At 37.4% G+C, this 9,175-nt stretch carries 8 protein-coding genes; 5 read left to right on the forward strand and 3 right to left on the reverse strand.

Annotated features, from left to right (window positions below):
- Positions 1-95 precede the first annotated feature (95 nt).
- Positions 96-1,457 carry an adenosylmethionine--8-amino-7-oxononanoate transaminase gene (gene bioA, locus J2S13_RS15845; RefSeq protein ID WP_307258816.1) on the reverse strand — a complete coding sequence of 454 codons (1,362 nt, stop codon included), beginning with the start codon at positions 1,455-1,457 and terminating at the stop codon, positions 96-98.
- A complete protein-coding gene (bioD, locus tag J2S13_RS15850; RefSeq protein ID WP_307258817.1) occupies positions 1,435-2,169 on the reverse strand; it encodes a dethiobiotin synthase in 735 nt (244 codons plus the stop codon). The genes bioA and bioD overlap by 23 nt, the downstream gene beginning before the upstream one ends.
- A gap of 281 nt (positions 2,170-2,450) precedes the next feature.
- On the opposite strand from bioD, the gene J2S13_RS15855 reads away from it, so the two are divergent.
- Complete coding sequence (locus J2S13_RS15855; protein ID WP_307258819.1) at positions 2,451-3,026, forward strand: biotin transporter BioY; 576 nt, start codon at positions 2,451-2,453, stop codon at positions 3,024-3,026.
- 319 nt (positions 3,027-3,345) lie between these two features.
- Here the strand turns inward: J2S13_RS15855 and J2S13_RS15860 are convergent, their stop codons facing one another.
- On the reverse strand, positions 3,346-4,677 hold the full coding sequence (locus tag J2S13_RS15860) for a polysaccharide biosynthesis protein (protein ID WP_307258820.1): 1,332 nt from the start codon (positions 4,675-4,677) through the stop codon (positions 3,346-3,348).
- 294 nt (positions 4,678-4,971) lie between these two features.
- Here J2S13_RS15860 and J2S13_RS15865 point away from each other — a divergent pair, with 294 nt between their 5' ends.
- From J2S13_RS15865 to J2S13_RS15880, 4 genes are all read left to right on the forward strand, one after another.
- Positions 4,972-5,649 carry a response regulator transcription factor gene (locus J2S13_RS15865; protein WP_307258821.1) on the forward strand — a complete coding sequence of 226 codons (678 nt, stop codon included), beginning with the start codon at positions 4,972-4,974 and terminating at the stop codon, positions 5,647-5,649.
- A complete protein-coding gene (locus J2S13_RS15870) occupies positions 5,646-7,025 on the forward strand; it encodes a HAMP domain-containing sensor histidine kinase (RefSeq protein WP_307258822.1) in 1,380 nt (459 codons plus the stop codon). The genes J2S13_RS15865 and J2S13_RS15870 overlap by 4 nt, the downstream gene beginning before the upstream one ends.
- 75 nt (positions 7,026-7,100) lie before the next feature.
- Positions 7,101-8,183, forward strand: a complete 1,083-nt coding sequence (locus J2S13_RS15875) for an ABC transporter permease (RefSeq protein WP_307258823.1) — start codon at positions 7,101-7,103, stop codon at positions 8,181-8,183.
- Positions 8,183-8,863 carry an ABC transporter ATP-binding protein gene (locus tag J2S13_RS15880; protein ID WP_307258824.1) on the forward strand — a complete coding sequence of 227 codons (681 nt, stop codon included), beginning with the start codon at positions 8,183-8,185 and terminating at the stop codon, positions 8,861-8,863. The genes J2S13_RS15875 and J2S13_RS15880 overlap by 1 nt, the downstream gene beginning before the upstream one ends.
- Positions 8,864-9,175 lie beyond the last annotated feature (312 nt).

Genomic DNA, 9,175 nt, shown 5'->3' on the forward strand with positions numbered 1-9,175 from the left:
CATCAGCTCGCAAAACCGGCTCGCTGTGTTTCCTTTATCTCGGTCGAAACCTACGAAATCCGTACGCCGATGAACAGGCGCTTCCGCTTTTGTTCTTACACTCGTTCTTTTGTGTATTCGGTTGTTGCCCAGATGATTCCTTGTTTTAATATCTCCACCATGTCTTTTAATTCTTCAAATGTTGCAGCAAGTGGTGGCATGAAAACAACGACGTCTCCAAGTGGACGTGTAATCATTCCCAGTTCTCTCATTTTTAATGTAGATTGATATCCAACTCGCAACTCCCAAGGGAAGGGCTCTTTTGTTTGGCAATCCTTCACTAATTCAATTCCGCACATCAATCCAAGTTGGCGAATATCCCCTACATGTTCAAGATCTTTTACCTCTTGAAGTAATTCTTTCACATATTCCGCTTTTTGGCTTGCTTGCTCAACTAATTTTTCATTCTTGAAAATTTCTAAATTGGCAAGAGCCGCTGCACAGCCAAGTTGATTCCCTGTATAAGAATGACCATGGAAGAAAGTTTTCATTTCTTCATATTCTCCATAAAATGCTTCATACACCTTTTCTGTCGTTAAAGTGGCCGCAACAGGTAAGTATCCACCCGTGATCCCTTTTGCCATCGTCATGATGTCAGGATGTACATCCTCATGTTCAACAGCAAACATTTTTCCTGTACGACCAAATCCTGTCGCCACTTCATCTACAATAAGTAAAATGTCAAATTCGCGGCATAAAGCTTCCACACCTTTTAAATATCCTTTTGGCATGATATTCATCCCACCAGCACCTTGCATCATCGACTCGACGGACATGCCGGCAATTTCTTCATGATGCTCTTCAAATAAGTCGCGAAGTAGTTGTAAGCCTTCTTGGCAAACCACTTGTTCATCTGAAGATTCGTGGTGATATACAGATGGAAATGGCACAACAAGTGCATCGAATAATAAAGAAGTATAGACTTTATGATAAATTTCAATTGATCCAATACTCATCGTTCCCACTGTATCCCCATGATAACCATTACTTAATGTGACAAACTTTGTTTTCCCTTTGATTCCTTTGTTTTGCCAATATTGATAGGCCATTTTCACAGCAATTTCAACAGATTCAGCCCCGCTATCGGAGTAGAACACACGAGATAACGGCTCTGGCGCAATCTCAATCAGCTTTTCAGCCAGTAAAATAGACGGAACATTTGCTGCCCCAAGTAGCGTTGAGTGTGCAATGGTATCTAATTGTTTTATAATAGCGTCATTAATTTCTTTTTTGCGATGCCCATGAACATTTAACCATAGTGAGGAATTTCCATCTAAGTATTCATTTCCGTAAATATCCTTAAGACGAACTCCGTCGCCACTTTCAATAATCAGTGGATCACGTTCATAATCGGTCATCTGTGTGAATGGGAGCCACATATATTTTTTACTTTTTTCAAATAATTGTTGCGGGTTCATTTACAACAGCCTCCTTTAAAATATTCATATTCCAATTAGCATGTAACTCTTTTCTTTTGTCTTTATCGATAAGTACTTCTCGAATATTTTCGCAATAAGGGACAGTCCCAATGATTGGAACATTTGTGAGCTTTTGAATCATCTGTACATTATCTTTTTCAATTGTTTCATCTTCATCATAGACATGATTCAAAATGAGCCCCGCTATCGGAATCTCCCTTTTTTGCATTGCTTCAATCGAGAGTACAGTATGATTAATTGTTCCAAGACCCGCTCGTGCAACCAAAATCGTCGGAACCTTTAGATTTTCGATCCAATCAATCATACTGTAACCATCTTTTTTAATTGGAACATAAAGTCCCCCTGCCCCTTCCACAATGACCCCATCATATGTATCTCGCAAGCTATTAATTTTTTCATTAATTAATGAAAAATCAAAATGAACACCTTCCAATTCAGCTGCTAAATGAGGTGAGCTCGGCTTTTTCAATAAATACGTATTAAAATCCTCTTCATTTTGATTGCCCATTACTAATCGATACATATCAGGGTCGGGTGCAATCAACTTTCCATCCTGTTCAATTGCCCCTGATTGAATCGGTTTGTACGGAAAAAACTGTAGACCATGTTCCTTAAAAAAACTTGCAAGCAATGTCGTAACAACGGTCTTACCAATATCTGTATCCGTTCCAGTCAAGAAAAAAACAGACATTCCTACCCCTCCAGTAAAAAAATATATGTTAACCTTATTTACAAAAATGTTAACATATATCATAATAGTGAGCAACAAGAAATGTGAAGGCGACTGAGTAGGCGCGACAAGCAAAAGACAAGATCCGTAAGAAGGCGATCTTCCCTTCTGAAGGAGATTGACTTTTGACCTCGAGCGCCTAGGAGCCGCAACTGGACATCAAGAAATGTGGAGGCGACTGTTCTGCCACGACAAGCAAGGACAGTCAACAATCATACTATTTTTTCATTTGGAGGGTTATTATGAAAGCAAGGGAAATCGTTATTTGTGCATTGTTTGCAGCATTAATGGGGGTAGGAGCGAATGTATCTCCCTTTTTAACAATTGGGGGTGTACCCATTACATTACAATTAATGTTTGCCATTTTGGCGGGAGGAATTCTTGGAAGTCGACTTGGGGCAATTTCAATGACAGCCTATATGTTTATCGGATTAGCGGGGGCACCAGTGTTTGCCCAATTTAAAGGAGGACCCGCTAGTTTATTAAGCCCAACATTCGGCTTCGTGATCTCTTTTATCCTCATTGCTTATGACGTTGGGAAATTTTTTGAACAAAAGAAGCGCTCCCTTTTTACCTATATTGGAGCAGGCAGTTTGGCAATCATCATCAATTATTTTATTGGAACCAATTATATGTATATCGCATTTAAATATTGGGCGGAGGCTCCAGACAGCTTCAGCTATATTATCGCGTGGTCGTGGATGGCCGCTTATTTCCCACTAGACACCGTTGTCACGATCTGTTCTTTAGTCTTCATTCCAAAATTACAAAAGGCGTTAAACCGGCAACCATTACAAAACCAGCATACATCTTTTTAAAAAAAGATATTTTCGTACCGTTAACCTCTTTAAGATGGGAAGTTCGGTTTGAGAAAAGAACTATCAGCGAATGACCGATTGGGTAAATTACAATATTTCTTCTATCTCAGAAGAAATCAAAAAATCATCGCCTCCTTGACCAAGGGCTTTTGCGATGATTTTTTGCATGCTCCTAAAGTATTTGCATATTTCCCAATTGTATATGATTATTCCCCATGGAGATATGAACATTTATGAAACAGATATGCTTATTTCCCAAGATTTATGCGATTTTCCCAAGAATTTTTGCGCTAAATCTCGTATTTTTTGCGCAACTTCATTAATACAGCACTCTTTCATTAAATTTATTTAGCAACAAGGAAACTCCTAATTTTTTACATATTGTGAAGTAATGAAGCAGGGCCAAAAGAACAGCTCCGAAGTTCATTCCTAGAATGACCCCTTTCATTTGTAAGCTCCCATGTGAACCAAGAATATAAATAAAACCGAACTCCACTATCGTTGCAATAACCGTATGGTAAAAGGTATCCTTCACAAGGCCAATCCCAATAAGAATGGCTTGTAACGGAATAGAGATATAATGAAAAAGAAAATAAGGAAGTAATAATTGTAAAAAATAAGCAGCCTCCAACGAAGGAACAAACCATTGTGTAAAAAAATCCGCCCAGAAATATACAATAACCATCGCTGGTACACCGTAGGAAATTGTAATTCCGATTACTTGTTTCAATAACCTTCGCAGTTTTTCCATATCCTTTTTGGCATACCCCTCTGAGACAGTCGGAATCAACATCACTAATAAGGAATGGGCAATAAATGCAGGAAAAAATCCGATGGAAAAAGCAACTCCCGCTACCATTCCATACTGTTCCGTTGCTACAACCTTTGTTAAACCGGATAACCCAAGTACATAAGTAATAAAAAAAGGTTGAATCGCATTGGTCACTGCGTTAAAAATACGCATTCCTGTCGTCGGCAATGATACAGACAGTAAACTTTTACGTGCCTCTTTCCCCGTTAACCATTTTTTCGGGACTCGTTTCAATATCTTTGTTTGCAGGTAATACGAATACATTAGATAGAGGAAGACGATAATCTCACTCGCGATAACCGTTCCTAATGCAACAAGAATGGCCATCTCCTGATTAAAATCAAATAATCGATAGACAAGGACCAATAATGCCAATTGAAAAAGTTTCCGTAAAAAGTTGGCTACCGCAATTCGCTTCATTTGTTGAATGCCCATAAAATATCCCCGGGCAACAGATGAAAAGGATACAACTGGAATTAAAATCAGAACAAGCCAACGGGTCATTGGATGAAAATCATGAAACACGGGAAAAAAGGAAAAAATAAACGTAGTGATTAATAATAAAGCGCAAGTAATGAAAATGGCTAGTCTCATAGCATGATGTAACATACTCCTATGAAAGGTCGTTTCCTTCTCAGCAATAAATTTTGAAATGGAAATGGGCAATTCGAAACTAGCTAAGATGACGACTAAAAACACGGACGGTAAAATCGACATATATTTTCCCATCCCATGTTCCCCAAGTTCATTGGCCAAGATCATGTTCGTTAAAAACTCTAAACATTCTCCGAAAAATGCTGCTACACAGAGCAGCAAAGTTCCTTTTATAAATGATTTCATTTCTTCTCCCCTTCTGATTGCATAGAGGCAGTCTTTTTCCTACCCAAAAACAACAAACACAATAAACCCTTAAGTTCTCAGAATTATTTTGGTCCAATTATTTTAGGAAACCTCGCTATTTACATACAATAGCTTTATGAACTCCATCTATTCTTAGCTACTAGAGCGAATAATAAAATGTATGAGACAAGTTTCTTTTTTAGAAGAAAATAATATAAGCTCTTAGTGAGTCTCCTTCTTTTAGTTCAACTTATAATTATCCTATTTTTAAAGAAAAAGGGAGGAAGAAAGATCATGATGACGATTCTTGTCGTAGATGATGATTCAAATATTAGAAGATTTATTAGCAAGCATTTAGAAGAAAATGGTTTCACTGTCCGTCAAGCAGCTGATGGAAAAGAGGCCTTAACACAACTTGAATCCAATCGTTGTGATTTAGCGGTTGTTGATGTGATGATGCCCCATATGGATGGTTTTGAATTAACAAAAGAAATTCGTAAGGTTTACGACCTCCCCATTATTTTACTAACTGCTAAAGATCAAATGGAAGATAAAGCAACGGGGTTTAGGGCGGGGACGGATGATTATGTGGTTAAGCCGTTCGAAATCAAAGAATTGCTATTTCGAATTCAAGCGTTATTAAGGAGATATGATAAACAAAGTGAAGCGATCCTCCGCATTGGAGATACGATGATCAATCAGAAAAGCTATGAAGTTGAAGTGAATGGACGTACGTTCTTATTGCCTTTAAAGGAATTTGAGTTACTAGCCTTTCTTGCGTCCAATCCTAACCGAACCTTTACGAGAAGCCATTTAATTGAAGCCATTTGGGGAATCGATTATGAGGGTGATGAACGAACTGTTGATGTTCATATTAAACGACTACGAACCAGAGTGATTCAGCACTCAAAGGATTTAACGATTAAAACGGTCCGCGGTGTTGGGTATCAGTTAGAGGAAACGAAAGCATGAGAAATTTGACGGCAAAATTTTCCGCAACATTTATCACTATTATGGTAGCAAGCAGTATCATCGCGTTTTTTCTTTCTAATTATTACTACCAGCACATTTTAAAACCATTGAATGATGAAAAAAACACAAAGATTGCGGTGGAAATTGCTACCTTTGCTGAGAAGCATCCTGAAATACATATTGACGACTATCTTGACCAAGTCTCTCGAACAGGGTATCAAATTTATTTAGTTTCTCAACAAGAAGAGGAACAATTTTTTGGCACTCCATATCGGGTAAAATATTTACCAAAGAAGACGATTGAAGATGTATTATCAGGAAAGACTTATCATGGGATTGAACAATTTCCAACTGGTACTTTTATTACCGGTTTTTTCGCGAATGAATTAATAAATACAATCGGTGTGCCCCTTACAATTGGCGGTCACCATTATGCCATGTTTGTACGTCCAGACATTAAGCTTCTTTTTAATGAGATGCATGTTTTATTTGGGTGGCTGTTATTGCTGACGATTTTGTTAAGCATTCTATTCGTTATGATTAGTACAAAATTTTTAATCAAACCGATCCATACATTGACGAATGCAACGAAAAAATTAAAAAGAGGGGATTTTTCCATTGAGCTTGACATCCATCGTCATGATGAAATAGGACAGCTTGCTCTCCATTTTACTGATATGGCTCATAAATTAGAGCGAATGATAGAGCTTCGAAAAGAGTTTACATCCAATATTACTCACGATATTCAATCTCCTTTGTCAAATATTAAGGGCTATATTCAATTACTTCAGAATGATTCATTGCGGGAGGAAGAAAGGCAACAATACTTACAAATTATCGAAAGTGAAACGAATCGTCTTTCAAAAATGACAAAACAATTGCTCATTTTAAATTCACTTGAGCAAAGCAAAGATTTATTAAAAAAGAAAAAGTATAATGTCGCACATCAGTTGAAAGATTTGATTCGTAGCTATCAATGGAAAACTTATGAACAGAACATAATGATTAGTTACTCTTTGCCTGATACGATGATTATGGCAGATCCTGAATTGCTCCAACACGTATGGGAAAACCTTTTCACTAACGCAATGAAATATAATCACGATGGCGGATCCATTGATATTACCCTTGCCGAAAATGAAACCAATATAATAATTTCTTTTAAAGATACTGGAATTGGATTATCTGATGAGGAAAAAGAACGTATTTTTGACCGTTTCTACCGAGTGGATGCTTCGCGATCAAAAAAAGTGGAAGGAACCGGGCTTGGATTGTCCATCGTTCAGTCGGTAATCATGCTTCATAATGGGAAAATTCACGTTGAAAGTACAAAAGAAGAAGGAACCACCTTTATCATTCATCTACCAAAACTGTAAAAACACGTTCATCTTCCGTTCATATTGTTTCGTTATCCTTAATAGCGAAATGAAGAATAGGAAGGTGATTTTTTAATGTTTGCTCTTTCTTTAAAAGAATTAACATTTTATAAGCTTCGATATTTATTAATCTGTTTTGTATTATTTTTTACTTCGTTTCTAGTCTATGTCATAAGTGGGCTAGCAAACGGACTTTCTGACGACAATGCCTCTGCTGTTCTCGGTATGAATGGGGAGGAGTTTTATATACAAAAAGATGCGGATAACCGAATCGATCGCTCTCGCATAGAGAAAAGCACAGTAGATCATTATAACTCTTTCAATGTTCAACCGCTTGGCATTCAGATGGGATCCTTAATCGATCAATCTACAAATAAAAAAGTAGATATTAGCTTTATGGCTGTCGATTCAAAACATTTCCTAATGCCCTCCATCGTTGAGGGGAAAAATTTAACAAATGAACTTTCTATTGTGGCCGACTCCTCTTTAAAAGATGAAGGGGTAAAGATTGGTGACTCATTATTTGAAGAAACATCTGAATTAACCTTTCGTATTGTGGGTTTTACGGACAATGCAACATTTAGCCATACTCCTGTCACTTTCATTAGTTTAAAAGACTGGGAAAAATTAACCGAGAAAAATGGGAAAGTTTTTTACAATGGTCTCGTGTTAAAAAATAAGGACCCCAAAATAGAGAAACAAGTGAAAGAAATGATTGCGGATGGCCATTGGTTGCCAAAAGAAGAGATTGTAAATGGGATTCCAGGTCATGAAGCCGAACAGAGCTCGCTTTTTATGATGCTGATCTTTTTAATCATCATTACTGCCTTTGTATTAGTCGCCTTTTTCTATATCATAACGATTCAAAAGATGAATCAATTCGGGATATTGAAGGCGATGGGAACGAAAACCTCTTATTTGGCTGGAGTGACAGTCATTCAGGTGTTCACACTGTCTGTCGTGAGTATCGGAGCGTCCATCGGTTTTACCTGGGTTATGAGAAGGGTATTGCCTAGTGATATCCCATTTACATTTGATTTACCGTTGATATTACAATATTCAGCCATTCTATTAGCCGTTTCGATTGTTGGTTCACTATTTTCCATTGTGAATATTTCTAAAGCAGATCCAATTCAAGCCATGGGGAGGGTACAATAATGACGCCTATAGTTTTGAAAGATGTAAAGAAAAATTTTAAAGATGGCGATAAAACGATCGAAATTTTAAAAGGGATTAACTTTGAAGCAAATAAAGGAGAATTAGTCGCGGTTGTCGGTCCTTCTGGTTCGGGAAAGAGCACCTTCTTATCGATCGCAGGAGCTCTTTTATCTCCGGATGAAGGTGAAGTACTTATTGATGGAAAAAACATTGTCCCCTTCCGGCAAACTAAGAAAGCAGATATACGTCTACATGAAATCGGCTATATTTTTCAGTCATCCAATCTTGTTCCCTATTTAAAAGTGATAGACCAGCTAAAATATGTCGCAAAAGTAGCAGGAAAAACAGGGGAATCAGTAGATGAACAAGCAAAAAAATTATTAACTTCTGTTGGTTTGGGCCATCGAATCCATCATTATCCATATCAATTATCCGGGGGAGAAAGACAAAGAGTAGCTATCGCACGGGCTTTTATGAATAATCCTTCGATTATTTTAGCCGATGAACCAACGGCAAGCCTTGATTCCAGTAGAAGTTGGGAAATTATTGAACTGATTGCAAAAGAAGTGAAAGCCCACCAAAAAGCAGCGATTTTAGTAACACATGACGAAAGCGTCCTTCCACTTTGTGATCGTATCGTTTCGATGAAAGATGGAAAATTGGTGGCAAGTTCACAATAGTAGCATGGAATGACCAAAGGAATTTGTTGATTTTGAAGCAGTAAAAATTTAATGAACAGCAATCCGCACATGGCCGATTGCTTCTTCTCTCATTCTTACTTATTACGAGATTTGCATTTATTTTTCTTGAATTTGAATATTTCCCAACTGTTTTTGCATATTTCCCAGACTGATTTGCACTGGCTCTCTAGGCTTTTGCACATTTCCCATTTTATTTGATAAAGTCCATATAATTGTGTAAAAAGAAAAGGGTCAAATTCTCCCTTCATGGTTACAATGTTTAATGCAAAATAGAAAACATTGGAAATCAAG

The organism is Oikeobacillus pervagus (assembly GCF_030813365.1).
In the GTDB taxonomy this organism is placed as follows: domain Bacteria; phylum Bacillota; class Bacilli; order Bacillales; family DSM-23947; genus Oikeobacillus; species Oikeobacillus pervagus.